General features: G+C 64.5%; 19 protein-coding genes and 1 pseudogene. 9 read left to right on the top strand and 11 right to left on the bottom strand.

Annotated elements, in window-relative coordinates:
* Positions 1-12 precede the first annotated feature (12 nt).
* Together metH and metF are read right to left on the bottom strand one after the other, a co-directional pair.
* A complete protein-coding gene (metH, locus tag CIT39_RS29850) occupies positions 13-3,858 on the bottom strand; it encodes a methionine synthase (protein WP_094976707.1) in 3,846 nt (1,281 codons plus the stop codon).
* A gap of 6 nt (positions 3,859-3,864) precedes the next feature.
* Positions 3,865-4,785 (bottom strand): methylenetetrahydrofolate reductase [NAD(P)H], encoded by a 921-nt coding sequence (metF, locus tag CIT39_RS29845; RefSeq protein ID WP_094976708.1) that lies wholly within the window; start codon positions 4,783-4,785, stop codon positions 3,865-3,867.
* 400 nt (positions 4,786-5,185) lie between these two features.
* On the opposite strand from metF, the gene CIT39_RS29840 reads away from it, so the two are divergent.
* Positions 5,186-6,199, top strand: coding sequence for an LLM class flavin-dependent oxidoreductase (locus CIT39_RS29840; RefSeq protein WP_094976709.1), 1,014 nt, complete (start codon positions 5,186-5,188; stop codon positions 6,197-6,199).
* A 49-nt stretch (positions 6,200-6,248) separates the two neighbouring features.
* On the opposite strand, the gene CIT39_RS29835 is transcribed toward CIT39_RS29840, so the two are convergent.
* A complete protein-coding gene (locus CIT39_RS29835) occupies positions 6,249-7,109 on the bottom strand; it encodes a prephenate dehydratase (RefSeq protein WP_094976710.1) in 861 nt (286 codons plus the stop codon).
* 39 nt (positions 7,110-7,148) lie between these two features.
* The gene (locus CIT39_RS29830) at positions 7,149-7,889 is read right to left on the bottom strand and encodes a 3-deoxy-manno-octulosonate cytidylyltransferase (RefSeq protein ID WP_094976711.1); all 741 of its coding nucleotides are present in this window, start codon (positions 7,887-7,889) and stop codon (positions 7,149-7,151) included.
* Between the two features lie 233 nt (positions 7,890-8,122).
* On the opposite strand from CIT39_RS29830, the gene CIT39_RS29825 reads away from it, so the two are divergent.
* The 6 genes from CIT39_RS29825 (at position 8,123) to CIT39_RS29800 (ending at position 16,624) form a co-directional block, all read left to right on the top strand.
* Positions 8,123-8,677, top strand: a complete 555-nt coding sequence (locus CIT39_RS29825) for a c-type cytochrome (RefSeq protein WP_094976712.1) — start codon at positions 8,123-8,125, stop codon at positions 8,675-8,677.
* Positions 8,678-8,889: 212 nt separating this feature from the next.
* The gene (locus tag CIT39_RS29820) at positions 8,890-10,791 is read left to right on the top strand and encodes an extracellular solute-binding protein (protein WP_094976713.1); all 1,902 of its coding nucleotides are present in this window, start codon (positions 8,890-8,892) and stop codon (positions 10,789-10,791) included.
* A gap of 14 nt (positions 10,792-10,805) precedes the next feature.
* A complete protein-coding gene (locus CIT39_RS29815) occupies positions 10,806-12,692 on the top strand; it encodes an extracellular solute-binding protein (RefSeq protein ID WP_094977071.1) in 1,887 nt (628 codons plus the stop codon).
* A 2-nt stretch (positions 12,693-12,694) separates the two neighbouring features.
* On the top strand, positions 12,695-13,804 hold the full coding sequence (locus tag CIT39_RS29810; RefSeq protein WP_094976714.1) for a microcin C ABC transporter permease YejB: 1,110 nt from the start codon (positions 12,695-12,697) through the stop codon (positions 13,802-13,804).
* Positions 13,804-14,982 (top strand): ABC transporter permease, encoded by a 1,179-nt coding sequence (locus CIT39_RS29805; protein ID WP_094976715.1) that lies wholly within the window; start codon positions 13,804-13,806, stop codon positions 14,980-14,982. The genes CIT39_RS29810 and CIT39_RS29805 overlap by 1 nt, the downstream gene beginning before the upstream one ends.
* A 4-nt stretch (positions 14,983-14,986) precedes the next feature.
* Positions 14,987-16,624: an ABC transporter ATP-binding protein gene (locus CIT39_RS29800; RefSeq protein ID WP_162308754.1), complete on the top strand. Its 1,638-nt coding sequence runs from the start codon at positions 14,987-14,989 to the stop codon at positions 16,622-16,624.
* A 6-nt stretch (positions 16,625-16,630) separates the two neighbouring features.
* Here the strand turns inward: CIT39_RS29800 and CIT39_RS29795 are convergent, their stop codons facing one another.
* Complete coding sequence (locus CIT39_RS29795; protein ID WP_094976716.1) at positions 16,631-17,473, bottom strand: C40 family peptidase; 843 nt, start codon at positions 17,471-17,473, stop codon at positions 16,631-16,633.
* Entirely contained in the window at positions 17,466-18,839 is a 1,374-nt protein-coding gene (locus CIT39_RS29790) for a leucyl aminopeptidase family protein (RefSeq protein WP_094976717.1), read from the bottom strand. Before CIT39_RS29790 ends, CIT39_RS29795 begins: the two co-directional genes overlap by 8 nt.
* A 201-nt stretch (positions 18,840-19,040) precedes the next feature.
* Here CIT39_RS29790 and CIT39_RS29785 point away from each other — a divergent pair, with 201 nt between their 5' ends.
* Positions 19,041-19,244 (top strand): hypothetical protein, encoded by a 204-nt coding sequence (locus CIT39_RS29785; RefSeq protein ID WP_094976718.1) that lies wholly within the window; start codon positions 19,041-19,043, stop codon positions 19,242-19,244.
* Between the two features lie 180 nt (positions 19,245-19,424).
* A complete protein-coding gene (locus CIT39_RS29780; protein WP_094976719.1) occupies positions 19,425-20,240 on the top strand; it encodes a tetratricopeptide repeat protein in 816 nt (271 codons plus the stop codon).
* Between the two features lie 74 nt (positions 20,241-20,314).
* On the opposite strand, the gene CIT39_RS29775 is transcribed toward CIT39_RS29780, so the two are convergent.
* The 5 genes and pseudogenes from CIT39_RS29775 to CIT39_RS29755 all read right to left on the bottom strand — a co-directional run bounded on the left by CIT39_RS29775 (position 20,315) and on the right by CIT39_RS29755 (position 25,777).
* Positions 20,315-21,289, bottom strand: coding sequence for a type II secretion system F family protein (locus CIT39_RS29775; protein WP_094976720.1), 975 nt, complete (start codon positions 21,287-21,289; stop codon positions 20,315-20,317).
* Between the two features lie 9 nt (positions 21,290-21,298).
* On the bottom strand, positions 21,299-22,276 hold the full coding sequence (locus CIT39_RS29770; protein ID WP_094976721.1) for a type II secretion system F family protein: 978 nt from the start codon (positions 22,274-22,276) through the stop codon (positions 21,299-21,301).
* 10 nt (positions 22,277-22,286) lie between these two features.
* A pseudogene (locus CIT39_RS29765) lies at positions 22,287-23,757 on the bottom strand (CpaF family protein).
* 20 nt (positions 23,758-23,777) lie between these two features.
* Positions 23,778-25,046: a CpaE/TadZ family protein gene (locus tag CIT39_RS29760; RefSeq protein ID WP_094976723.1), complete on the bottom strand. Its 1,269-nt coding sequence runs from the start codon at positions 25,044-25,046 to the stop codon at positions 23,778-23,780.
* Positions 25,043-25,777 carry a CpaD family pilus assembly protein gene (locus tag CIT39_RS29755; RefSeq protein WP_094976724.1) on the bottom strand — a complete coding sequence of 245 codons (735 nt, stop codon included), beginning with the start codon at positions 25,775-25,777 and terminating at the stop codon, positions 25,043-25,045. The genes CIT39_RS29760 and CIT39_RS29755 overlap by 4 nt, the downstream gene beginning before the upstream one ends.
* Positions 25,778-25,785 lie beyond the last annotated feature (8 nt).

The raw sequence follows: 25,785 nt of genomic DNA, 5'->3' as shown, positions 1-25,785 counted from the left end.
TGGAGCCGGCGCCTAACCTGCGCCGGCGCGCTTCTTCTGCCAGACGAGGTGCACGGCGCAAGTGCAGCCCGGCGGATGCGAGGCGAGATCCGCCGGGGGCTCGTCGTTCGCGGGCGTCGCGGCAAACGTCTTGTCCTCGCGCGACGGGATGTAGTTCAGCACCGGTGCGAGCCAGCGCTCGGTCTCGGCCACCGTCATGCCCTTGCGCGCGGCGTAGTCCTCGACTTGGTCGCGCTCGATCTTGCCGACGCCGAAATAATAGCTCTCTGGCGCAGCGAAATAGAGCCCGGATACCGACGAACCCGGCCACATCGCAAAGCTCTCGGTCAGCTTCACGCCGCAATTTGCCTCCGCATCGAGCAACTCGAACAGCGTCGCCTTCTCGGTGTGGTCGGGCTGGGCGGGATAGCCCGGCGCGGGGCGGATGCCCTGGTACTTTTCGAGGATCAGATCCTCGGTGGAGAGCGTCTCATCCGGCGCGTAGGCCCAGAACTCGCGGCGCACGCGGGCATGCATGCGTTCCGCGAACGCCTCGGCGAGGCGGTCGGCCAGCGCCTTGCACAGGATCGAGGAGTAATCGTCGTTCGCCATCTTGAAGCGGTCGGCGACCGCATCCTCGCCGATGCCTGCGGTGACGACGAAGCCGCCGACATAGTCGGGAATGCCTGCCGGCGCGACGAAGTCGGCGAGCGCCGCATTGAAGCGGCCCTCGCGCTTCTCGAGCTGCTGGCGCAGCGTGTGCAGCGTCGCGATCGTCTTCGTGCGGCTCTCGTCGGCATAGAGCACGATGTCGTCGCCTTGCGCGTTCGCCGGCCAGAAGCCGACGGTCGCGCGCGCGCGGAACCATTTTTCCTTGACGATGGTGTCGAGCATCTTACGGGCGTCGTCGTAGAGCGAACGGGCGACCTCGCCGACCTTGGCATCATCGAGGATGGCGGGGAAGCGTCCGGCGAGCTCCCAGGTCTGGAAGAACGGCGTCCAGTCGATGTAGTCGACAAGCTCGGCGAGATCGTAGTCGTCGAAGCTCTTGATGCCGAGGAAGGTCGGCCTCACCGGCTTGCTCTTGGCAAAGTCCACCGGCACGCGGTTGGCGCGCGCTGCGGCGAGCTTCAGGCGCTTCTTGTCGGCCTGCGCGCGCAGATGCGCTTCCGAGATCTTGGCGTACTCGGCGCGCACCTCGGCGGCATAGGCGTCGCGCTTCTCGGGCGAGAGCAGCGAGGAGGCGACGCCGACCGCGCGGCTGGCGTCGTTGACGTGCACGACGGGGCCGGCGCGATAGCTCGGGTCGATCTTCACCGCGGTGTGCACCCGGCTCGTGGTGGCGCCGCCGATCAGCAGGGGCAGCTTGAGGCCTTCGCGCTGCAATTCGCCGGCGAAGAACGCCATCTCGTCGAGCGAGGGTGTGATCAGGCCGGAGAGCCCGACGATGTCGGCCTTCTCGGCCTTCACGGTCTCGACGATCTTGGCAGCGGGCACCATCACGCCGAGGTCGATCACCTCGTAATTGTTGCACTGGAGCACGATGCCGACGATGTTCTTGCCGATGTCGTGGACGTCACCCTTCACCGTCGCGAGCACGATCTTGCCCGCGGAGGAGGAGCCTTCCGTGCCGATGCCGTTCGCGGCATTGCGCGCCTTCTCTTCCTCCATGAACGGCATCAGCCAGGCCACGGCCTGCTTCATGACGCGGGCGGACTTCACGACCTGCGGCAGGAACATCTTGCCGTCGCCGAAGAGGTCGCCGACCACGTTCATGCCGGCCATCAGCGGGCCCTCGATCACGTCGAGCGGACGCTTCGACGCCTTGCGGGCCTCTTCGGTGTCCTGCTCGATGAACTCGGTGATCCCATGCACCAGCGAATGCGAGAGACGCTTGGCGACCGGCCATTCGCGCCAGGCGAGATCGGCCTCTTTGGTCTGGGTCTTGTTGCCGCGGAATTTCTCCGCGAGCGCCAGCAGGCGTTCGGACGCGCCCGGATCGCGATTGAGGATGACGTCCTCGCAGACCTGGCGCAGCTCGGGGTCGATGTCGTCATAGACGATCATCTGCCCGGCATTGACGATGCCCATGTCCATGCCGGCCTTGATGGCGTGATACAGGAACACCGAGTGCATGGCCTCGCGCACCGGCTCGTTGCCGCGGAACGAGAAGGAGAGGTTCGAGACGCCGCCCGAGATATGAGCGCCCGGCAGGTTCTGCCGGATCCAGCGCGTCGCCTCGATGAAGTCGACGCCGTAATTGTTGTGCTCCTCGATGCCGGTCGCGATCGCGAAGACGTTCGGATCGAAGATGATGTCCTCGGGCGGGAAGCCGACCTTGTTCACCAGGATGTCGTAGGCGCGCTTGCAGATCTCGGTCTTGCGCTTGAATGTGTCGGCCTGGCCGACCTCGTCGAACGCCATCACCACCACAGCCGCGCCGTGACGGCGGGCGATGTTGGCTTCGTGAATGAACTTCTCCTCGCCTTCCTTCATCGAGATCGAGTTGACGACCGGCTTGCCCTGAACGCATTTCAGGCCGGCTTCGATCACCGAGAATTTCGAGGAATCGACCATCACGGGGACGCGGGCGATGTCGGGCTCGGCGGCAACCAGGTTGAGGAAGGTCACCATCGCGGCTTCGGAATCGAGCAACCCCTCATCCATGTTGACGTCGATGATCTGCGCGCCGTTCTCGACCTGGTCGCGCGCCACCTGCAGCGCAGCGGTGTAGTCGCCGGCGGTGATCAGCTTGCGGAAGCGCGCCGACCCCGTGACGTTGGTACGCTCGCCGACGTTCACGAACGGGATCGCGTCGGTCAGGATGAAGGGCTCAAGGCCGGAGAGCCGCAGGCGCGGTTCGATCTCGGGCACGATGCGCGGCTTGTGCGGGGCGACCGCGGCCGCGATCGCTGCGATATGGTCAGGCGTGGTGCCACAGCAGCCGCCGACGATGTTGACCAGGCCGTCGCGTGCGAACTCGCCGACCAGGCGCGCCATGTATTCGGGCGTCTCGTCATACTGGCCGAACTCGTTGGGCAGGCCCGCGTTTGGATAGGCGCACACCAGCGTGTCGGCGACGCGGCCGATATCGGCGATGTGCGCGCGCAAATCCTCGGCGCCGAGCGCGCAGTTGAAACCGATCGTGATGGGCTTGGCGTGCCGCACCGAATGCCAGAACGCCTCCGGCATCTGGCCCGAGAGCAGGCGGCCGGACTTGTCGGTGATGGTACCCGACACCATCACGGGCACGTCGATGCCGCGCGCTTCGGTGATCTCGGCGATGGCGTAGAGCGCCGCCTTGGCGTTCAGCGTGTCGAAGATGGTTTCGACCAGCAAGAGGTCGACACCGCCGTCGAGCATGCCGTTGATCTGCTCGCCGTAAGACTTGCGCAGATCGTCGAAGGTGACGGCGCGGTAGCCGGGATTGGACACGTCTGGCGAGATCGAGGCGGTGCGGTTGGTCGGCCCAATGGCGCCGGCGACGAAGCGCGGCTTGCCGTCCTCGGCCTCGACGCGGCGCGCGGCGTTGCCGGCGAGGCGGGCGCCTTCACGCGCCATCTCGTAGACGATGTCGGTGAGATCGTAATCGGCCTGCGCGATCGAGGTGGTCGAGAAGGTGTTGGTGGCGACGATGTCGGCGCCCGCGCGCAAATACGCTGCGTGGATGTCCTCGATTGCCTGCGGCTGGGTCAGGATCAACAGGTCATTGTTGCCGCGCAGGTCGCGATGGAAGTCCTTGAAGCGCTCGCCGCGGAAGGCCGCTTCGTCGAACTGCAGATTCTGGATCATCGTGCCCATGGCGCCGTCGAGCACGAGGATGCGCTCGCGCGCGGCGTTGAGCAGGGCAGTTCGCTTCGGAGAGATGGGTACGGTCATGTTGTCTTACGCCGCCTTCTGCGCGCTCTTGGCGCGGATGCCGAGCAAATGGCTGATCGCGAACACGAGATCGGCGCGGTTCATGGTGTAGAAATGGAAGGTGTCGACGCCGTTCTTGGCGAGCTTCTGCACCTGGCCGGCGGCAACGGTCGCCGCGACGAGCTTGCGGGTCTCGGCGTCGTCGTCGAGGCCCTCGAACTTCGCGGCGAACCAGTCCGGCACCGTGGTGCCGGCGCGGGTGACGAAATTGCGCGCCTGCTTGAAATTGTGCATGGGCATGATGCCCGGCACGATCGGAATGTCGATGCCGCGCGCGCGGACCCGGTCGAGATAGCGGAAGTAGAGGTCGTTGTCGAAGAACACCTGGGTGATCGCGCGCGCAGCGCCTGCATCCACCTTGGCCTGCAGCGTGTCGATATCGGCATCGAAGTCGCGCGCTTCGGGATGCTTCTCGGGATAGGCCGACACCGACACTTCGATGTCGCCGTGCCGCTTCTTGATGCCGGCGACGAGGTCGGCCGAGTTCTGGTAGCCGTCGGGATGGCTCGAATAGGGCGTGCCGATACCGCCGGCGGGATCGCCCCGCAGGGCCACGATGTGGCGGACGCCGACCTCGTGATAGCGGTCGACGATCCCGTCGATCTCGCCGCGCGAGGCGCCGACGCAGGTCAGATGCGCGGCCGGCAGCAGCGCGGTCTCTTTCAGGATGCGGGCGATGGTCGAATGGGTGCGCTCGCGGGTCGAGCCGCCGGCGCCATAGGTCACCGAGACGAATTTCGGGTCGAGCGGGGCGAGCCGGTTGATGGTCTCCCAGAGATTGCGCTCCATATCCTCCGTCTTGGGCGGAAAGAATTCGAAGGAGATCGCAGGCCGCTTCAGGTGCCCGTCTTGCCCGTCGGCCCGGGCAGGAATCGTCAGATCGGTCATGGCACCATTCGCTCCAGATATGTCGCCAGATCCTGGCGGCCGACGGTCAGGTCTAGCTTGGGAGTGCCTAAGATAGGGCAAAGGCTGTTCGATCGACAGCCCATCGGAGATGGGAAATGGCCCACTTGCACCGGTAATATCCGGATTATTGGTCGTAATCCGATTTTGTTGGGCCGTCGTCGTAGCGACGAAATTATATGAATATCAATGCATTAATGGAATGTTGAGATTGAATTTGGAGGCAGAATCCATGGTGGGCAATAGGAAAATTTGGTCATATGGACGTTAATCGGCCCAATCATCTCGCGTTGACCAAGCCCCTCGGCTCGCGACCTGCACACGTCAGACCTGCGCAGCCACCCCATTGTCGCCGCCCGGTCCTCCACTAGGTTAGCGCGCCATGATCCCGCTCTCAGTCCTCGACCTCTCGGTCGTCACCACAGGCACCAAGCCCGCTGCGGCCTTGCGCAACAGCATCGACCTGGCGCGCCATGTCGACGGGCTCGGCTATGTCCGCTACTGGCTCGCGGAGCACCATAACCTCGCCTCGGTCGCGAGCCCGGCGCCCGACGTCATGATCGGCCAGATCGCGGCGGTGACGAAGCACATCCGCGTCGGCTCCGGCGGGGTGATGCTGCCCAATCATGCGCCGCTGGTGGTGGCCGAACGTTTCAAGATGCTGGAAGCGCTGTTTCCCGGCCGTATCGACCTCGGCCTCGGCCGGGCGCCCGGCACCGACGGTGCCACGGCCTACGCGCTGCGCAGCCGGCTCGACCGCCGCGAGGGTGACGATTTCCTGGAGCGGTTGCACGAACTGATCCTGTGGGAGACGCGCGAATTCCCCGCAGGCCACCCCTACCACAACGTCGTCGCCATGCCCGACGACACCGCCCTGCCGCCGATCTGGCTGCTCGGCTCCAGCGATTATTCCTCGGAACTGGCCGCGCAAGTCGGCATGGGCTTCGCGTTCGCCCATCATTTCGCGTCCCATGACGCGGTCGATGCGATGGTGCACTATCGCAACCGCTTCCAGCCTTCGGCCTGGCGTGCGAGCCCGCACGCCATCCTCGCGGTCGCCGTCATCACCGCCGATACCGACGAGGAGGCCGAACGGCTTGCCTCTTCGTTCGACCTCAACCGGCTGCGCCGCGACCGCGGACAATATCTGCCGCTGCCGAGCGTCGAGGAGGCGCTGGCCTATCCTTACTCCGACGCCGAGCGCACCTCGATCCTCCGCAACCGCTCGCGTCTGTTCGTCGGCAGCCCCACGACGGTGCAGAAGAAACTGCAGCTGCTGATCGACGTGAGCAAGCCGGACGAACTGATGGTGATCACCGCCGTGTACGATCACGAGGCGCGGAAGAAGTCCTATTCGCTGTTGGCGGAGGCGTTTGGGCTCCGAGCGGCCGCGTAAACGCTATCGTACCCCGGACGCTCGCGCTTCGCGCGGCCGGGACACGCGACTAATCCTGCTTCGACTCGCTGAAAGTGGCTCGGAACGGATGCCCCGGATAGACGCCGACGATGCGGAATTCGCGCGAGAAGAATTTCAGCTCCTCGATCGCGAAGGCCAGGCCCTTGTCGTCAGGGTGGCCGTCGACGTCGGCGTAAAACTGCGTGGCGAAGAAATTGCCGTCGACCATGTAGCTCTCGAGCTTGGTCATGTTGACGCCGTTGGTGGCAAAGCCGCCGAGCGCCTTGTAGAGCGCGGCCGGCAAATTGCGCACCCGGAACACGAAGGTCGTGACCAGCGGGCCGGAGCCTTGCGCCGCCCATTTCGGCTCGCGCGCCAGCACCACGAAGCGGGTGGTGTTGTGGGCCTCGTCCTCGATGTCCTCGGCGAGGATGTCGAGGCCGTAGATCTTGGCGGCGAGGCGGGACGCGATCGCGGCCACCGTCTTGTCCTTGCGCTCCGAGATGTCGCGGGCGCTGCCGGCGGTATCGGCATGCACGATCGGCTTGATGCCGAGCTTGCGGATGATGCGGCGGCATTGGCCGAGCGCATGGACATGGCTCTCGACGCTCTTGATGTCTTCGAGCTTGGTGCCCTTCACCGCCATCAATTGATGCCGAACGGGGAGAAACCATTCACCGATGATGAAGAGGCCGGAGGCCGGCAGCAGATGATGAATGTCGGCAACGCGGCCTGCGACCGAGTTCTCGATCGGAATCATGCCGAGATCGGCCTCGCCCGAGGAGATCGCCGACAGCGCGTCCTCGAAGGTGGCGCAGGGCAACGGCTCGGCGTCGGGATAGGCCTCGACGATGGCGATGTGGGAATTGGCTCCGGGCTCGCCCTGGAATGCGATCTTCATCTTGCTCATGTCTTAAAAGTGCTCCTGGGTCGGCCTTGTAACAGCGGCTCAGGATTTGGAAAGGATGCTGCGGGCGGTTTCCAGGTCCGCCGGCGTGTCGACCCCGCGGGGCACGGTGTCGACGATGGTGAAGTCGATGCGCATTCCCGCCTCGAGCGCTCGGAGCTGTTCGAGCTTCTCCTGCAATTCCAGCGGCGAGGGCGGCAGGGAAACGTAACGCTCCAGCGCCGCGCGGCGATAGGCGTACAGACCGATATGGTGGTAACGCGGTCCGTCGCCGGTCGGCGCGGTCGCACGGGTGAAATAAAGTGCGCGCATGCGCTTGCCGCCGAGCGAGGTTCCGATCGCCTTCACGACGCTCGGGGCGAGGTCTTCCTCCTCGGTGTGGATCTGCGAGGCCAGCGTCGCGATGTCCACGGCCGGGTCTTGCAGCGGCGGCAGCACCTGGCGGATGTTGTCGATCGTGATGGTCGGAAAATCGCCCTGCAGATTGACCACGATCTCGGCCTTGCCGTCCGGATCGAGCTTCTGCATGGCCTCGTGGATGCGGTCGGAGCCGGAGGGGTGTGCCGGGCTGGTCATCACGGCCTCGCCGCCATGGGCCGTCACGACAGAAGCGATCTCCGGCGTATCGGTCGCGACCGCGACCCGGCCGATGCCGGCGGCCTCGGCGCGGCGCAGCACGTGCACGATCATCGGCAGCCCCGCGATATCGGCGAGCGGCTTGCCGGGCAGGCGGGTGGCGGCCATGCGGGCCGGGATCAGCACCAGGATGCGAGGATCGATCATTGGGTCTGGAGATCCGGGGTCAGGAGCCTGGAAACGGGGCGTTTTCCGCGCCGGGAAATGGGTGGGGACGGGTCGAAAGCGGGGTCGCTTATACGGGTTGCCAGACCCCGGGCAAACCGATATCTCAATGGCAAAACTCGGGGAAACAGTAAGGAACGATTGATTCTCCCGAGGCTCGTCCTGGCGGCCGCCCGGCCGCTCGATCCTTCTTGCGGTGTGGGGCCTGGCCGGAAATGGACTCTTTCGAACTCAACAAGATTCTCGGTGCCGTGCTCGGCACCTGTCTCCTTCTGCTGGTGACGAGCTTCACCGCCAATGCGTTGTTCTCGCCCAAGATGCCGGAAAAGCCGGGTTTCGAGATCGCCGTGAAGGAAGATGCCGGTCACGGCAAGGAAGGCGCCGCTGCCGCCGCGCCCGCCGAGCCGATCGAAAAGCTGCTCCAGACCGCGTCTGTCGAGAAGGGCGCTGCCGCCGCCAAGAAGTGCGCCGCCTGCCACACCTTCGAGAAGGGCGGCCCGAATCGCGTCGGTCCGAACCTCTATGGCGTCGTCGGCGACCACCGGGGCGAAGGCCGCAACGGCTTCAACTTCTCGGCGGCGATGAAGGCCAAGGGCGGCACCTGGACGATCGACGATCTCAACAAGTTCATTGCCAATCCGAAGGGCTTCATTCCCGGCACCGCGATGGGCTTCGCGGGTATCCAGAAGGACTCCGAACGCGCCGACGTCATCGCGTACCTGAACAGCCTCTCCGACAGCCCGAAGCCGCTACCGACCGCGGCGAAATAAGGCGCCTCGGTATCGATCTTGGAATATGCGGCCAGGCTGAGAAGCCTGGCCGTTTCCATATCCGGGCCTCGCGGTGAGTTTATCGGGGCGTTTGGCCGCATCCGACAGGCCGCACGGCCTTCCAAGATGAGGAAAAAGCAACATATTCGGTCGAAACCTCGCCTATATTGGGACCTTAAAGGAGTAGCCTCCTTCAAGACAGGACTATTGATTTGGCCATTACCCGACGCGATCTCCTGCTCACCGGCACTGCGGTTGCAGCGCTTCCCGCCCTCGGTTCCGTGGCGGGCCTCTCCGTCGTCGGTAGCGCCGATGCGCAAGCGGCGAATGAGCTTCCCTGGCGCCACGGGTTGTCGCTGTTCGGAAAGGTCAAGTACCCCGCCGACTTCAAGCGCTTCGACTACGTCAATCCGGAAGCGCCCAAGGGTGGCGTCGCGCGGCAGATCGCGGTCGGCACTTTCGACAATTTCAACATCGTCGTGTCGGGTGTGAAGGGGCAGGTCGCCGGTGCCGTCGCATTCATCTACGAATCCCTCACGACGCCCTCGCTCGACGAGGTCTCGACCGAATATGGCGCGCTGGCCGAGGCCGTGAGCCATCCCGATGATTTTTCCTTCGTCACCTACCGCCTGCGCCCGCAGGCCAAATGGCACGACGGCAAGCCGGTGACCGCCGACGACGTGATCTTCTCGCTCGATTCCTTCAAGAAGCACCACCCGATGTACTCGGCCTATTACAGCCATGTGGTGAAGGCCGAGAAGGTCGGCGAGCGCGAGGTGAAGTTCGTGTTCGACGCGCCGGGTAATCGCGAGTTGCCGCAGATCGTCGGGCAGCTCACCGTCCTGCCGAAGCATTGGTGGGAAGGGACCGACGCGCAAGGTCGCAAGCGCGATGTGTCCGCCACCACGCTTGAGGTGCCGCTTGGTTCCGGTCCCTACAAGGTCAAGGACTTCGTCGCCGGACGGTCGATCGCGCTGGAGCGCGTCAAGGATTATTGGGGTCGCGACCTCGCGGCCAATGTCGGCCGCAACAATTTCGACGAGCTGCGCTACGAATATTTCCGCGACGCCACCGTCGCGATCGAGGCTTTCAAGGCCGACCAGGTCGATTGGCGTACCGAGAACAGCGCGAAGAGCTGGGCGACGGCCTACGACTTCCCCGCCGTGAGCGAAAAGCGCGTGATCCTCGAGGAATTCGCCAATCGCAGCTCGGGCGTGATGCAGGCCTTCGTGCCGAACCTGCGCCGCGGCAAGTTCAGCGATCCCCGCGTGCGGCGTGCGCTCAATTATGCGTTCGACTTCGAGGAGATGAACAAGCAGATCTTCTACGGCCAGTACAAGCGCATCAGCAGCTATTTCGACGGCATCGAAGATCTGATGGCGACCGGCTTGCCGCAAGGCAAGGAGCTCGAAATCCTCGAAACCGTCCGCGCCCAAGTCCCGCCCGAAGTCTTCACCACCGCCTACAGCAACCCGGTCGGCGGCAGTCCCGAAGCCGTGCGCGACAATCTGCGCGAGGCGCTGCGCCTGTTCAAGGAGGCCGGCTACGAGGTGCGCGACCGCAAGCTGACCGACGTCAAGACCGGCGTCCAGTTCTCCCTGGAACTGCTGAACTCGGATCCGAGCTTCGAGCGGATCACGCTGTTCTACAAGCCGTCCCTGGAGCGGCTCGGCATTGCCGTCAGCGTGCGGACGGTTGATCCGACCCAATACGAGAACAGGACGCGCGAATGGGATTTCGACATCGTCACCAACTCCTGGGGCGAGTCGCAGTCGCCGGGCAACGAGCAGCGTGAGTTCTGGTCGTCCAAGACGGCCGACATCGCCGGCTCGCGCAACATTGGCGGCATCAAAAATCCTGCGATCGACAAGCTGATCGAACGGGTGATCTACGCCAGGGACCGCGACGATCTCGTCGCCGCAACCAAGGCGCTCGACCGCGTGCTGCTGTGGAATCACTACGTCGTGCCGCAATGGACCTATACGAAGGTGCGCACCGCGCGCTGGGATCGTTTCGGCCGCCCGGCGGAGTTGCCCAAATACGGTCAGTCCGGCTTCCCGTTCATCTGGTGGTACGACGCAGACAAGGCGGCGCGGATCGCAAAGAAGTCGTGAAGGACATTTTCCGCATGACGCAGATGTCACGCCGCCACGTGCTGTCCCTGGCTGTCGGCGGCGCCGTCGGTGCGTCGCTGAATGCGCAGCTGTTGCGTGGGGCTCATGCATCGGAAGGAGGAAGCGAGGCGCACGGCATCTCGGCGTTCGGCGATCTCAAATATCCCGCCGACTTCCACCATTTCGACTACGTCAACGTCGATGCGCCGAAAGGCGGCACGTTCTCGCTCATTCCGTCGGTACGCGCCTATAACCAATCCTACCAGACCTTCAATTCGCTCAACGCCTTCATCCTGAAGGGCGACGGCGCGCAAGGCATGGACATGACCTTCGCGCCGCTGATGGTGCGCGCCAGCGACGAGCCTGATGCGATGTACGGGCTCGCGGCCAAATCCGTTCAGGTATCGCCGGATAGACTGGTCTATCGCTTCACCATGCGGCCGGAGGCGAAATTCCACGACGGCACGAAGCTCACCGCGCATGATGCGGCGTTCTCGCTGATGGCTCTGAAAACCAAGGGCCATCCCCTGATCCTGGTGCAGCTGCGCGACATGGTCGGCGCGGAAGCGATCGACGATGCAACGCTCGTCGTCACCTTTGCCAAGGGGCGCGCGCGCGACGTGCCGCTCTATGCCGCGAGCCTGCCGATCTTCTCGAAGGCTTACTACGCGTCCCGCCCGTTCGATGAGACGTCTCTGGAGATCCCGCTGGGCTCGGGGCCGTACAAGGTCGGCAAGTTCGAGGTCAATCGCTACATCGAGTATGAGCGGGTGAAGGACTGGTGGGCTGTGGATCTTCCGCCCTGCCGCGGCACTTATAATTTCGACGTCGTGCGGTATGAGTTCTATCGTGATCGCGACGTCGCTTTCGAGGGGTTCACCGGCAAGAACTATCTCTACCGCGAGGAGTTCACGTCCCGCATCTGGGCGACGCGCTATGATTTCGCCGCCGTCAAGGAGGGCCGCGTCAAGATGGAAGTCGTGCCCGACGAGACGCCGTCGGGCGCGCAGGGCTGGTTCATCAACACGCGACGTGAAAAATTCAGGGACCCGCGGGTGCGCGAGGCCCTGATCAATGCGTTTGACTTCGAATGGACCAACAAGACCATCATGTACGGCGCCTATGCCCGCACGGTGTCGCCGTTTCAGAATTCCGACCTCATGGCCAAGGATGGCCCGCCAACCCCGGAAGAATTGAAGCTGCTCGAGCCGTTCCGGGGCCAAGTCCCCGACGAGGTGTTCGCCGCGCCTTTCTCCCCGCCGGTCACGGACGGCTCCGGACAGGATCGCAGCCTGCTGCGCAAGGCGCAGCAATTGCTGACCGACGCGGGTGTGCCGATCAAGGACGGCAAGCGCGTCCTGCCGAACGGTGAGGTCTTCCGCATCGAATTCCTGCTGGACGAGCCCTCGTTCCAGCCGCACCACGCGCCCTATATCAAGAATTTGGGGACGCTGGGCATCGAGGCCAACATCCGGCTCGTCGACGCCGTGCAATACAAAGCGCGCCAGGAAGATTTCGACTTCGACATGACGATCCAGCGCTTCAGCATGTCGGCGACACCAGGCGACGCCATGCGCGCGTTCTTCTCCTCGCAGGTTGCGGCAACCAAGGGCTCGTACAATCTCGCGGGTGTTGCCAGCCCGGCCATCGACGCCATGATCGAGAAGATCATGGCGGCCGACAGTCGCGAGGAGTTGACCGTCGCCTGCCGGGCCTTCGATCGCCTGTTCCGCGCCGGCCGTTATTGGGTGCCGCAATGGTATAACAAGACGCACCGGCTGGCTTATTGGGATCAGTTCGGTCATCCGCAGAAATTGCCGCGTTATGCCAATGGCGTCGGCGCGCCCGACATCTGGTGGCATGACCCCGCCAAGGCCGCCAAGCTCGAGCAGGCGAAATAATCATGAGCGCCTATATCGCCCGCCGCATCCTCCTGATGATTCCGACCCTGCTCGGAATCCTGTTCGTCTCCTTCGTCGTCGTGCAATTCGCGCCGGGCGGCCCGGTCGAGCGCGTGATCGCGCAGCTCTCGGGGGCCGACACCGGTGGAACCTCGCGCATATCCGGCGGCAGCGATTTTGCGCAGCGTGCGCCGGGGCAGTTGGGAGCCGGCGGCGATGCCATCAACTCGAAATATCGCGGCGCGCAGGGCCTTGATCCCGACTTCATCAAGAAGCTGGAAAAGCAGTTCGGCTTCGACAAGCCGGCACCGGAGCGCTTTGCGCTGATGGTCTGGAATTTTGCCCGGTTCGATTTCGGCAAGAGCTATTTCCGCGACGTCAGCGTCCTGCAGCTGATCAAGGAGAAGCTGCCGGTCTCGATCTCGCTCGGCCTGTGGCTGACGCTCCTGACCTATCTGATCTCGATCCCGCTCGGCATCCGCAAGGCAGTGAAGGACGGCACACGCTTCGACACCTGGACGTCGACCGTGCTCGTGCTCGGCTATGCGATTCCCGGCTTCCTGTTCGCAATTCTCCTCATCATCCTGTTTGCCGGCGGCTCCTTCTTCAACTGGTTCCCGTTGCGCGGACTGACCTCGGACGGCTGGTCGCAGTTCCCCTGGTACTGGAAGATCATCGATTACTTCTGGCATCTGACGCTGCCGCTGATCGCCATGGGGCTCGGTGCGTTCACCACCATGACGTTCCTGACCAAGAACTCGTTTCTGGACGAGATCCGCAAGCAGTACGTGATGACCGCGCGCGCGAAGGGCTGTAGCGAGAACCGGGTGCTTTATGGGCACGTCTTCCGCAATGCGATGCTGATCGTGATCGCAGGCTTTCCCAGCACCTTCATTCATGCGTTCTTCTCGGGCTCACTTCTGATCGAGACCATCTTCTCGCTGGATGGGCTGGGGCTGCTCAGCTTCGAGAGCGTGCTCAATCGCGACTATCCCGTGGTGTTCGGCACGCTCTACATCTTTTCGCTGGTCGGCCTCGTGATCAATCTGGTCTCCGACCTGACCTATATGTGGATCGACCCCCGGATCGATTTCGAGGCGCGGGAGGTCTGATGACGATTACCGCGCCGACACCGATCGAGACCACGACACAATCCCCGCTGGGCGAGGTCGTTCCGATCACGCGCAAGCCTTTCGCGCCTTCGCCGCTCAACAGGCGGCGATGGCAGAACTTCAAGGCGAACCGCCGCGGTTATTGGTCGTTCTGGCTGTTCATCGCCCTGTTCGTGCTCTCGCTGTTCGCCGAGCTGATCGCCAATGATCGGCCTTTCCTGATCAAGTTCGACGGCCGTCTCTATTGGCCCGCCTTCGTCACCTATTCGGAAACCACCTTCGGCGGCGACTTCGAAACCGCGGCGGACTACCGCGACCCCTATTTGCAGAAGCTGATCAAGGACAAGGGTGGCAGCATCCTCTGGCCGCTGATCCGCTATTCCTACGACACCCACAATCTCGACCTGCCGACGCCGGCGCCGTCGCCGCCGACCTGGATGCTCACCGAAGCGCAATGCAAGCCGGTGGTGGAGAAGAAGGGGCTGAAGAGCTGCCGCGACCTCGAATATAACTGGCTCGGGACGGACGATCAGGGGCGCGACGTGGTCGCGCGGCTGATCTATGGCTTCCGCATCTCGGTTCTGTTTGGCCTTTGTCTCACGATCGTCTCGTCCGTCATCGGCATCGCGGCGGGGGCGGTGCAGGGCTATTTCGGCGGCCGGGTCGATCTCATCTTTCAGCGTTTCATCGAGATCTGGACGGCGATACCCTCGCTCTATCTTCTCCTGATCCTGTCCTCGGTGCTCGTGCCCGGCTTCTTCGTGCTGCTCGGCATCCTCCTGCTGTTCTCCTGGGTCTCTCTGGTCGGTCTGGTGCGGGCCGAGTTCCTGCGCGGCCGCAATTTCGAATATATCCAGGCGGCGCGCGCCCTCGGCGTCTCCAATCCCGTCATCATGTTTCGCCATTTGCTACCGAACGCGATGGTCGCGACCATGACGTTCCTGCCCTTCATCGTGTCGAGCTCGGTGATGACATTGACGGCGCTCGATTTCCTAGGCTTCGGCCTGCCGCCGGGATCACCTTCGTTGGGCGAATTGCTGTCCCAGGCCAAGTCCAATGTGCAGGCGCCCTGGCTCGGTTTCTCCGGCTTCTTCTCGGTCGCAATCATGCTGTCGCTCCTGATCTTCGTCGGCGAAGCGGTGCGCGACGCCTTCGATCCGCGCAGGACGTTCAGGTAAACCAATGGACGCGATCAACCAGCCCCTGCTCGCCGTTCGCGACCTTTCGGTGGCCTTCCACCAGGGCGGCGCCACCACGCTCGCGGTCGACAAGGTCTCGTTCCAGATCAAGCGCGGCGAATGCCTGGCGCTGGTCGGTGAATCCGGCTCCGGCAAGTCTGTCAGCGCGCTCTCGATCCTGAAACTGCTGCCCTATCCGAACGCCTCGCACCCCTCGGGAAGCATCCACTTCAAGGGGCAGGAGCTAATCAACCGCTCCGAGCAAGAGATGCGGGAGATTCGCGGCAGCGATATCTCCATCATCTTCCAGGAGCCGATGACCTCGCTCAATCCGCTGCACACGATCGAGGCGCAGATCGGCGAGATCATCCAGCTGCACAATCCGACCAGCAATGCGGAGGCGCGCAAGCGGACGCTGGAGCTCTTGACGCAGGTCGGCATTCCCGAGCCGGAAACGCGGCTGAAGAGCTACCCGCACCAGCTCTCCGGCGGCCAGCGCCAGCGCGTGATGATCGCGATGGCGCTCGCCAACGAGCCGGATCTGTTGATCGCGGACGAGCCGACCACGGCGCTCGATGTCACCGTGCAGGCGCAGATCCTGGCGCTGCTCGCCGAGATCCGCTCGCGGCTCGGCATGAGCCTGCTCTTCATCACCCACGACCTCGGCATCGTGCGCCGCATCGCCGACACCGTCTGCGTCATGAAGGGCGGCGTGATTGTCGAGCAGGGCCCGGTCGAGCAGGTCTTCAAGGGCCCGAAACATCCCTATACGCGCGACCTGCTCGCGGCGGAGCCGAAGCCCGATCCGGCGCCGCCGCAGCCGGATGCGCCGGTGGTGATGTCGGCGGATGACCTGAAGGTCTGGTTTCCGATCAAGCGTGGCCTGATGCGCAAGACTGTCGGCCACATCAAGGCGGTCGACGGCGTCAGCATCGCGGTGCGCAAGGGCGAGACGCTCGGCGTGGTCGGCGAATCCGGCTCGGGCAAGACCACGCTGGGGCTCGCTCTGATGCGGCTGATCTCCTCGAACGGGCGCATCGTGTTCCTGGGAAAAGACATCCAGGGGCTGCGTTTCAAGGAGATGCGGCCGTTCCGGCGCGACATGCAGATCGTGTTCCAGGATCCGTTCGGCTCGCTCTCACCGCGCATGTCGGTCGCCGACATCATCGCCGAGGGCCTCACCGTGCATCAGCCGAAACTGTCGCGCGAGGAGCGTGAGGTGCGCGTCGTCAAGGCGCTCGAGGACGTCGGGATGAAGCCGGACACGCGCTACCGCTATCCGCATGAGTTTTCCGGCGGCCAGCGTCAACGCATCAGCATCGCGCGGGCGGTGGTGCTGGAGCCGGATTTCGTTGTGCTGGACGAGCCGACCAGCGCGCTCGACATGCTGTTCCAGGCGCAGATGGTCGATCTGTTGCGCGAGCTTCAGCGCAAGCGCGAGCTCACCTACATGTTCATCTCCCACGATCTGCGCGTCGTCGCCTCGCTTGCGAGCCACCTGATCGTGATGCGCGGTGGCAAGGTCGTCGAAGAGGGACAGGCCGCCGAGCTGTTCAAGAATCCGAAGACCGACTACACGCGCGCGCTGTTCGCCGCGGCGTTCCGGCTCGAGACGGCGGGCAACGGGGCGGTGGGAACGTAAGGCCCGTCATAACCGCTTGATTGCAACGACCTCGCTGCCGGCCTGCCTGATCCGCGCGATGGCCGGATCGATCGGTTCGATCGCGGTCGCCATGTGATGCGCGTTGGCGTGAACCATGGTGGTCCGATCGCGAACGATGGCGACGTGGCCCTTCCAGAAGATCAGATCGCCGCGCAGCAGGCCGCCTCGCTCATGCGGCTCCAGTGCGCGGCCGAGACCGGCCTGTTGCATGTCGCTGTCGCGCGGACAGCCGATCCCCGCCGCCGTCAGCGAGACCTGGACGAGGCCGGAACAATCGATGCCAAGACTGCTCTTGCCGCCCCAGAGATAGGGCGTGCCGACGAAGCGCTCGGCGACTGCGACGAAGTCCGGCTCGCGATGACCGAGCGGGGCGAGATGCGCCTTCGGCAGGTATTGTCCGTCGCGCGTCACGGCGAAGCTGCCGTCCTCGCGCGCCACCGCGAGCCTGGATCCCATCACCAGCGTCTCGGCCGGCGGCAGCTTGATCGAGGGGCCGGGGAAGGCAAACGTCCGTAGCGCGCTGACCTTGTGCGTCGGGGCGACCGACGGCTTTACGAGTGCCGCATCCGGCAGCCAGCCGACATAACCGTCGCCATTGAGCTGGCCCCAGGCCCAGCCTTCGCCGTTGCGGTCGTAGACGGTGACGCGTTCGCCGCGCAGTGCCTCCGTCATCAGCATGGCGTTCGAGGACGGCTGCTCGCGCACAGGCGCGACCGGATCAACCACCTCGAATTCCTCGCCGGCGACGAAGCGATCCGCCTCGACCTTGCCTTCGAGATATTTCGCGGCGAGGTCGCTCCGCGCCGGGGTTATTCGCGGATCATGCATAGCGCTCGCTCAGAAGTGCGTAGATGGCACGCGCGGCCTGGCACTCGCCGCCCTCGGTACGCGCCGGCTTCGCCGACGGCGTCCAGCCGTAGATGTCGACATGCAGCCAGCTCTTCGCCTGCTCGACGAAGCGTTGCAGGAACAGCGCGCAAATGATCGAGCCGGCAAAGCCGCCTGACGGTGCGTTGGTGATGGTAGCGGTCTTGGAGTCCAGCCAGGAATCGTAAGGCGGCCACAGCGGCATGCGCCACAACGGATCGTTCTCCTGCACCGCGCAGCGCGCGACATCGGCGGCAAGGGTCTCGTCATCGGTGTAAAAGGGCGGCAGATCCGGTCCCAGCGCGACGCGCGCGGCGCCGGTCAGCGTGCCCAGATCGATCAGCAGATCGGGCTTCTCCTCATCGGCCAGTGCCAGCGCGTCGGCGAGTACCAGCCGGCCTTCCGCATCGGTATTGCCGATTTCCACCGTGATGCCCTTGCGCGAGGTAAAGATGTCGAGCGGGCGGAAGGCGTTGCCGGCGACCGCGTTCTCCACCGCCGGAATCAGCACGCGCAGCCGCACCTTCAGCTTCGCATCCATCACCATGCGCGCCAGCGCCAGTACGTTGGCGGCACCGCCCATGTCCTTCTTCATGATCAGCATGCCGCTCGAGGGCTTGAGGTCGAGCCCGCCGGTGTCGAAGCAGACGCCTTTGCCGACCAGCGTCACCTTGGGATGATCAGGATTGCCCCAGCCGATGTCGATCAGCCGCGGCGCGCGGTTGGAGGCCATGCCGACGGCGTGGATCAGCGGGAAGTTCTTCTCCAGCTCAGCGCCGATGGTGCAGGCGAAGCTTGCTCCGAATTCGGCGGCGAGCGCTTGCGCAGCGGCGGCGAGCTCTTCCGGTCCCATGTCGTTGGAGGGCGTATTGATGAGGTCGCGCGCGAGCATGGCGGCATCAGCGATCCGCTCGACCTCGGCCGCATCGACGCCTTCAGGCGGCACCAGTCGTACGTCGGGTCTGTCAGCCTTGCGGTAGCGCGCGAAGCGGTAGCGCCCCATTGCAAAAGCGAGCGCCGCCAGCCGGACATCGTGTGGCGCATTGGCAAAGCGATAGATGCCCGGCGGCAGCAGGCCGGGCAGGGCGCCGGGCCGGAACAGGTCGCGCGATCTTGCACTCTCTTCCTCGAGGCCGAACAGCACCTGCGCGATTGCGCCGTCGGGCGCAGGCAGCGCCAGATAGGCGCCCGGCTTGGCGGCAAAGGCGCATGCCGTGGCGAACGCGCGTTGCGGCGCCGGCAGCGTCTCGACGACCTGGTCCCAGCTCGATTTGGTGACGAAGCTGATCGGGATGGCGGCGGGAGACGTCTCGAAGACAGAAGGCATTGGCGGGTCCGGATCGTCAGATCAAACGGGTGATGCGAATGGATGAGACTTCGCAGAGTTTCGCCGCCGCTGCAATCGGCTTTGCTGTCACCGTTCAGCGAGCCGCTACTCGCGGCAAGGGGGTCATGATAAGGTTCCGGCAACGGTCGCCGGAGTTGGACATCATGCGGCCGACAACGAAGCGCGCCGGGAGGACATGCAATGGAATTCGTGTGGAGCGTGGTCGCATTCATCGGCGAGGCGATCGAGGCGATCTTCGGCTATGCCGAGCACCACCACTGGCTCTTTGCGCTCCTTGCCGGCGGTTACGTCTTCTATCTCCACGACCGCTCCGTCCATGCGCGGTTCGATGCGCTCGACAAGCGCGTCGACGAAATCCGCAGGCGGCTTGCCATCGAATATTGAGGCGGCAATTGCCAAGGCATCCGAGCGAACAGGTGAGGGTGCTCGGCCTCGGCGGTATGGCGCCGCAGCAGACGCCGACATGAGCCGCACGGCCCGGGAGCGGTGTTAACCGGCCGTTAGGGTTAACGGTCTATTGCTGGCGCGTTCGGCTCGATCAATCGGCTCGAGAGTCACAGCGTCATGCGTCTACGGTTCAGTCTTGCCCGGCTTGTTGCGTCCACCTCGCTGGTCGCGGTGGTGGCCATGGGCCTCGGCGGCTGCACGGGCATGTCGAAACTCTCCGACGTGACGGGCTCGATCGGCGGACCACGGGCAGAGGCGGCTCCCACCGATCCGGTGCGCGCCATCGAGGTCTATGGCGAGCGCTACCGCGCCAATCCCAAGGACGCCGATGCCGCGCTCGCCTACGGTCAGGCGTTGCGCGCCAACGGACAGCGCGCCCAGGCAGCCGCCGTGCTCGAGCAGGCGACCATCGCCAATCCCGGCAACAAGGCGCTGCTCGCCCAATACGGCCGCGCCCTCGCCGACAACGGCAATTTCCAGCAGGCCTACGACGTGCTGTCGAAAGCGCATTCGCCTGACAATCCGGACTGGCGCCTGCTCTCGGTGCAGGGCACCACGCTGGACCAGATGGGCCGTCACGAGGAAGCGCGTTCCTACTACGCGAGCGCGCTCAAGATCGCACCGGGTGATCCCGGCGTGCTCTCCAATCTCGGCCTGTCCTACATGTTGTCGAGAGACCTTCCGAAGGCCGAAGAGGCGCTGCGGCAGGCCTACGCTTCGCCGCGTGCGGGCGTCCGGGTGCGGCAGAATCTCGGCCTTGTCGTCGGTCTGCAGGGCCGCTTCGCCGAAGCCGAGACCATCGTGAAAGCAGATCTGCCGCCGGATCAGGCCGCGGCCAATGTCGCCTATCTCAAGGAGATGCTCAGCCGCAGCGACGCTCCCCGCGGCGCGCCGAAGCGGACGCCGGTCGCCTCGCTCAGCCGACCGGACTGATCAGGGCCGATCGTCCCTTCTATCGTCTCATCTGAAAGCCGCCCCCGAGCCGCATGCGCGGCCCGCGTCTTGCGTCATTGCATCTCGGAGATCTTGATGCCGGTCGGTCCGAGAATGACGACGAACAGCACGGGCAGGAAGAACAGGATCATCGGCACCGTCAGCTTCGGTGGCAGCGCGGCCGCCTTCTTCTCGGCCTCGTTCATGCGCATGTCGCGATTTTCCTGCGCCATGACGCGCAGCGAATGTCCGAGCGGGGTGCCGTAACGTTCCGCCTGCTGAAGCGCGAGACACACCGATTTGACGCCTTCGAGCCCGGTGCGTCGCGCCAAATTCTCATAGGCGACCTTGCGATCCTGCAGATAGGATAATTCGGCCGTCGTCAGCGTGAACTCCTCCGACAGTGCGATCGACTGTCCGACGATCTCGGTGGCGACTTTCCGGAACGCCATCTCGACCGACATGCCGGATTCGATGCAGATCAGGAGCAGGTCGAGCGCGTCGGGGAAGGCCCGCTTGATCGAGAGTTGGCGCTTGGAGATCGCGTTCCTGAGGAACAGCATCGGCGCCTGGAGGCCGAGATAGGCGGCGCCGATGCAGATGCCGATCTTGATCGGCATGGCCTGCTCCATATGCGCGATCACGAAAACGTAGACGACCGAGCCGATGAAGAGCACCATCGGCGCGACCATGCGGGCAAACAGGAAAGTGATGTAGGGCGCCTGACCGCGGTACCCCGCCATGATCAGCTTGTCGCGCGCGGCTTCCTGCGCGAGCCATTTGGTGAGGTTGAAGTCGTCGACGACCTTGGAGACGAGCTGCTTCGGAGTCTGGCGCAGCGTGACCTTTTCGCTCTTGTGAAGGCGCTCACGCTCGCGCTGCCGGATGCGCTCGCGCTCGCTCGCCACCGCCTTCATGCGCTTGGAGAGGCCCTCGCCGGCGAACAGGGGCATCACCAGCGTATAGACGGTGGCGCTGGCGGCAATGGCCGCCAGCATCATGGTCATGAAGTGGACGTCATGTAGTTTCGCAACGAGAAACTGGACCATACTGCACCGTCAGAAATCGAAATTGATCATCTTCTTCATCACCATGATGCCGACCGCCATCCAGACGACGCAACCGACCAGCATGAGCTGGCCGGTGGGATGGGTCCACAGCACCGAGATGTAATTTGGCGTCGTGAGATAGACCAGGAACATCACGATGGGCGGCAGCGAGCCGATGATGCCGGCCGAGGCCTTGGCTTCCATCGACATCGCCTGGATCTTCTCCCTCATCTTCTTGCGGTCGCGCAGCACCTTGGAAAGGTTGCCGAGCGCTTCGGAGAGGTTGCCGCCGGATTTCTGCTGGATCGAGATGACGATGCCGAAGAAGTTGGCCTCCGGCAACGGCATGCGATCATAAAGCCGCGTGCAGGCCTCGCCGAGTGGCATGCCGATGGCCTGGGTCTCGATGATCGCCAGAAACTCGCTGCGCAGCGGCTCGGGCGCGTCGGCCGCGACGACCTTGATCGATTCGAACAGGGGCAGGCCCGCCTTGATGCCGCGAACGATGACGTCGACGGCGTCGGGCAGCGCCGCCAGGAATTTGGCCTCGCGACGCTTCTTCAGGAAGCCGAGCGCCCAGCGCGGCAGGCCGAAACCGCCGGCAAAGGCGAGACCGACAGCGCCGATCAGGCCGCCGCCAGCGAACAGAGCGGCCGCGAAGAACACGCCCGCCACGACAGCGGAGACGATCCAGAATTTCTGCGGCGTCCAATCGAGCCCTGCCTGCGACAGGCGAACGGGCAGCGGAGCGCTCTTCTGCTGCAGGCGTCGCGCCTCGAGGTCCTTCAGCGAGGTCTCGACCTGCTCGCGACGCGAGCGCTGGCTCTTCTCGGCCTGGCGGACCGTGGGCGCCTCGGCGCGCGAGATCGAGGCGCGACGGCTTTCGGCCTTTCGTTCCCCCGACAGCAGCGGATAGAGGAAGACCCAGGCGATGCCACCGACCGCTGCGGTGGCAAGGAATGCGAGGGCGAGGACCTGCATGTTCATGCTGACCTGCTCACGTCTTCGGCGCGACTTCCGCCGCGTCCAGCGCAGCGGCAAGGCGCTTCTCGTCGCCGTAATAGCGGGCGCGTTCCCAGAACTTCGGACGGCCGATGCCGGTCGAGCGGTGCCGGCCGATGATCTTGCCGTTGGCGTCCTCGCCGACTATGTCATAGAGGAAGATGTCCTGGGTGATGATGGTGTCGCCTTCCATGCCCATCACCTCGGTGATGTGGGTGATGCGGCGCGAGCCGTCGCGCAGGCGCGCCGCCCTGGACGATGACGTCGATGGAGGCGCAGATCATCTCGCGGATGGTGCGTGAGGGAAGCGAGAAGCCTCCCATCGTGATCATGGATTCGCAGCGCGACAGGGCTTCGCGCGGGTTGTTGGCGTGCAGCGTGCCCATCGAGCCGTCATGGCCGGTGTTCATGGCCTGGAGCAGGTCGAACGCCTCGGGTCCGCGGACCTCGCCGACGATGATACGCTCGGGGCGCATACGCAGACAGTTGCGCACCAGCTCGCGCATGGTGACCTGGCCCTCGCCCTCGATGTTGGGCGGTCGGGTTTCCAGCCGCACCACGTGAGGCTGCTGGAGCTGGAGCTCGGCGGCGTCTTCGCAGGTGATGACGCGCTCGTCATGCTCGATATAGTTGGTCAGGCAGTTGAGCAGCGTGGTCTTGCCGGAGCCGGTACCGCCGGAGATCAGCACGTTGCAGCGGACGCGGCCGATGATCTGGAGGATTTCGGCGCCTTCCGGCGAGATCGCGCCGAACTTGACCAGCTGATCGAGCGTCAGCTTGTCCTTCTTGAATTTGCGGATGGTGAGCGTGGGGCCGTCGATCGACAGCGGCGGCACGATGGCGTTGACGCGGGAGCCGTCGGCAAGGCGCGCGTCGCAGATCGGCGAGGATTCGTCGACGCGCCGGCCGACCTGGCTGACGATGCGCTGGCAGATGTTGAGGAGCTGCTGGTTGTCGCGGAAGCGGATGCCGGTCTTCTGGATCTTGCCGTTGACTTCGATGAAGACGGTGTTGGCGCCGTTGACCATGATGTCGGCGATGTCGTCGCGCGACAGCAGCGGCTCGAGCGGACCGTAACCCAGGACGTCGTTGCAGATGTCGTCGAGCAGCTCTTCCTGCTCGGCGATCGACATCACGATGTTCTTGATCGCGATGATCTCGTTGACGATGTCGCGGATTTCCTCGCGCGCGGACTCCGAATCGAGCTTGGCGAGCTGGGCGAGGTCGATCGCCTCGATCAGCGCGCCGAAGATGGTCGCCTTGACCTCGTAATAATTGTCCGAGCGCCGGCTCTCCATGGCCGGAGGCGGCGGCGCCTTGGCAGGCGCGAGCGGGGGCGAGGCGACCGCCGGCGGAGCCGGGGCGCGCGACACCGTCGGCGCCGGAGCCTGGGCAGGCTCGGGCGACACGGCGCCGGGCTTGGGCGCCCGAAGGTCGGTGTCTGTTCCGCTACGCTTACCGAACACTTAACAACTCCATGCGGGACCTATTTTCCCCGCAACTTGTCAATCAGGGGTGAAAGCAGGGACGACTTTTGTTTCTTGGTCTCGCTGCGGCCGGTCAGGCGTTGGGCGATCTGAAGGAACATCTCGATCGATTTGTGGTTGGCGGAGATCTCCGCGATCATCTGGCCGTTATTGGCGGCCGAGCCGAAAATCTGCGGCTCGAACGGGATCGAGACGATCGGCTGGCTCTCGATCGCCTTGGCGAACTCCGTGGCGGCGATTTCGGGCCGTTTCGGCACCCCGACCTGGTTCAGGCAGTAGAGCGGCGGCCGGTCGTTGGGGCGCGCGGCCTTCAACAGATCGAACAGGTTCTTGGTATTGCGCAAATTGGCGAGATCAGGCGCGGCCACGATCAGGATGTCGTCTGCCCCGATCAGGGCGCGCTTGGTCCAGCCCGACCATTGGTGCGGAATGTCGAGCACGATGCAGGGCATGGTGGAGCGCAAGGTGTCGAACACCGCGTCGAATGCGTCGGTGCCGAAATCATAGACCCGGTCGAGCGTCGCCGGCGCCGCCAGCAGGCTGAGATGGTCGGTACATTTCGACAGCAGGCGGTCGATGAAGGCGGTGTCGACCCGATCGGGCGAGAACACGGCGTCGGCAATGCCTTGCGGCGGGTCCTGGTTGTAGTCGAGCCCGGCGGTGCCGAAGGCGAGGTCGAGATCGGCGACGACGGCGTCCATCGCAAGGTCGCGCGCGATCGCCCAGGCGACGTTATGGGAGATGGTGGAAGCCCCGACGCCGCCCTTGGCGCCGACCACGGCGATGATGCGGCCGACAGCCTTGGCTTCCGGCGCGGAGAAGAGGTTGCAGATCGAGCGCACGACGTCGATCGCGCCAACCGGCGCGAGCACGTAGTCGCTGACACCGCGGCGCACCAGCTCGCGGTAGAGCGTGACGTCGTTGATGCGGCCGATCACGACCACGCGGGTGCCGGCGTCGCAGACGGTGGCGAGCTGGTCGAGCCCGCCGAGCAGGTCGTTGCGTCCGTCGCTTTCGAGCACGATGACGTTCGGCGTCGGGGCCGAGCGGTAGGCCTCGGTTGCCGCTGCCATGCCGCCCATCTGGATCTTCAGGTGGGCCTTGCCGAGACGGCGGTCTTCACCGGCCGCCTGGACCGCGGCAGCAGTCTCCACGGTCTCGCAGAAGGCCTGGACCGAGACGCGCGGCGCGGGCGCAATATGCTCCTCGACCGGCGGAGGAGCTGCGTCCGGCTGCTCTTCGTGTGTCTGGCGTGCGTAGCTGATCATTTGCCGGTGTCGCTGAGTTTGGCCTTGTCGGACTCGGGATAGGTGGTCGCCGTCGTGAGACCCTTGCGATATTTCTCGAGAGAGGTGATGCGCCGCGGCGTGTAGGACGGAGTTTCAGGACGCGGCTGCTCGAGGTCAGACGGATTGTCCACCATCGCCGCGAGGTTGCGCTGATAGGCGCAGCCGTAATTGTAATAGTCCTTGTTCTCGAACCAGGTCTTGTTCTTCATCGAAGGGCCGATGTCGTCCGGCCACAGGCCGCAGGGACCCGCGACCGCAGCGATCTTGGAATATGTGAGCCGGATCGGCGGCAGGAAGCGCTTGTCTTCCGGCTGGTAGGGGCGAACGTTGACGCCGCGCGGCGGAACGCCCGCTCCCGCGAGCATCGCCTGGATTTCACGCATCGTGTCCGCGACCGGACGCGCATTGGGCGTGCCGGACGGCACGTCGATACGGATGGCGCCGGTGCCTTCCTGCAACCATGCCGATGCGACACCCATCACGTCGGCGCGCTGGGCCGCGGTCAATCCACCGCGGGCATGGCCGACGAAGACGACGATCGAACGATTCTGCTCCTCGATCGCGATCGGATGGCGCTGCTTGTAGTCGTCGGGAATGGAGGCCGTGACGGCCTGGTCATGCTGGCAGCCGCAGAGCGCGAGCGCCATGCCGACGAGCGCACCACCAAGGCGGATGGCGCGTTTGCGAAGCTGGGGTGGTCTTATGATCATCTTGAAGT

Origin of the sequence: Bradyrhizobium symbiodeficiens (genome assembly GCF_002266465.3) — a bacterium.
Classification (GTDB): Bacteria; Pseudomonadota; Alphaproteobacteria; order Rhizobiales; family Xanthobacteraceae; genus Bradyrhizobium; species Bradyrhizobium symbiodeficiens.
Note: the sequence above shows the minus strand (reverse complement) of the source record. Positions and strands in the feature narration are given on the sequence as shown.

Bases quoted from the DNA above. Each gene is read 5' to 3' on its own strand.
- metH (WP_094976707.1), bottom strand. From the start codon at position 3,858: ATGACCGTACCCATCTCTCCGAAGCGAACTGCCCTGCTCAACGCCGCG.
- CIT39_RS29790 (WP_094976717.1), bottom strand. From the start codon at position 18,839: ATGCCTTCTGTCTTCGAGACGTCTCCCGCCGCCATCCCGATCAGCTTC.
- CIT39_RS29780 (WP_094976719.1), top strand. From the start codon at position 19,425: ATGCGTCTACGGTTCAGTCTTGCCCGGCTTGTTGCGTCCACCTCGCTG.
- CIT39_RS29770 (WP_094976721.1), bottom strand. From the start codon at position 22,276: ATGAACATGCAGGTCCTCGCCCTCGCATTCCTTGCCACCGCAGCGGTC.
- CIT39_RS29835 (WP_094976710.1), bottom strand. From the start codon at position 7,109: ATGAGCAAGATGAAGATCGCATTCCAGGGCGAGCCCGGAGCCAATTCC.
- CIT39_RS29825 (WP_094976712.1), top strand. From the start codon at position 8,123: ATGGACTCTTTCGAACTCAACAAGATTCTCGGTGCCGTGCTCGGCACC.
- CIT39_RS29830 (WP_094976711.1), bottom strand. From the start codon at position 7,889: ATGATCGATCCTCGCATCCTGGTGCTGATCCCGGCCCGCATGGCCGCC.
- CIT39_RS29755 (WP_094976724.1), bottom strand. From the start codon at position 25,777: ATGATCATAAGACCACCCCAGCTTCGCAAACGCGCCATCCGCCTTGGT.
- CIT39_RS29785 (WP_094976718.1), top strand. From the start codon at position 19,041: ATGGAATTCGTGTGGAGCGTGGTCGCATTCATCGGCGAGGCGATCGAG.
- CIT39_RS29760 (WP_094976723.1), bottom strand. From the start codon at position 25,046: ATGATCAGCTACGCACGCCAGACACACGAAGAGCAGCCGGACGCAGCT.
- CIT39_RS29805 (WP_094976715.1), top strand. From the start codon at position 13,804: ATGACGATTACCGCGCCGACACCGATCGAGACCACGACACAATCCCCG.
- CIT39_RS29810 (WP_094976714.1), top strand. From the start codon at position 12,695: ATGAGCGCCTATATCGCCCGCCGCATCCTCCTGATGATTCCGACCCTG.
- CIT39_RS29800 (WP_162308754.1), top strand. From the start codon at position 14,987: ATGGACGCGATCAACCAGCCCCTGCTCGCCGTTCGCGACCTTTCGGTG.
- CIT39_RS29840 (WP_094976709.1), top strand. From the start codon at position 5,186: ATGATCCCGCTCTCAGTCCTCGACCTCTCGGTCGTCACCACAGGCACC.
- CIT39_RS29815 (WP_094977071.1), top strand. From the start codon at position 10,806: ATGACGCAGATGTCACGCCGCCACGTGCTGTCCCTGGCTGTCGGCGGC.
- CIT39_RS29775 (WP_094976720.1), bottom strand. From the start codon at position 21,289: ATGGTCCAGTTTCTCGTTGCGAAACTACATGACGTCCACTTCATGACC.
- CIT39_RS29795 (WP_094976716.1), bottom strand. From the start codon at position 17,473: ATGCATGATCCGCGAATAACCCCGGCGCGGAGCGACCTCGCCGCGAAA.
- metF (WP_094976708.1), bottom strand. From the start codon at position 4,785: ATGACCGATCTGACGATTCCTGCCCGGGCCGACGGGCAAGACGGGCAC.